The following is a 582-nucleotide window of genomic DNA, read 5'->3' as shown; positions in this document are numbered from 1 at the left end:
TGAGTAAAGCACTGCTTTGAATATCTGCAGAATACAAAGAGACCTCTCATCGGAGGTCTCTTACTATCTGGCTCATGCGCTCAACTTACCTAAGTTACGCGACTCGATTGAGCACCGAGCGCAATTTAAGTGGCTTAACTGGTTTGGCAATAAAGCTGAAACCGTTCGCTTTGATGCCTTCCATCATATCGTCAGTACGGTCAGCACTGATGATCACCCCTTCAAAACGATTCCCCAGACGCAAACGACACTGTTGCAACACTTCTAACCCCGTACGTCCATTATCCAATCGATAATCAGAGAAAATGACGTCTGGCACCCAATCGCCTTCGAGCGCTTGTAAGCTTTCGACGAGATCCGTCGCAACCCGTATGTCACACCCCCAACGAGAGAGCAGATTTTCCATTCCGACCAAAATGTCAGGTTCGTTATCGACACACAGAATTCGCAAGTGGCACAACTCCGATTGAGGACTGGTCTCGACTTTCGCAGGGTGTGGCTGAACGTGATGAGCCTTATCCAAGGTTATTGAGAACACGCTGCCTTTACCAAACCACGAACGCATTGAAATTTCGTGCCCCA

Annotated in this window: 1 protein-coding gene; it reads right to left on the bottom strand. The window is 48.3% G+C overall.

What is annotated here, in order from left to right:
* Positions 1–94: 94 nt before the first annotated feature.
* Positions 95–582 (bottom strand): response regulator (locus tag R7093_RS26780; protein ID WP_318147219.1); only part of this gene is annotated, 488 nt, incomplete at its 5' end.

Source organism: Vibrio sp. 1580 (assembly GCF_033340055.1).
Note: the sequence above shows the minus strand (reverse complement) of the source record. Positions and strands in the feature narration are given on the sequence as shown.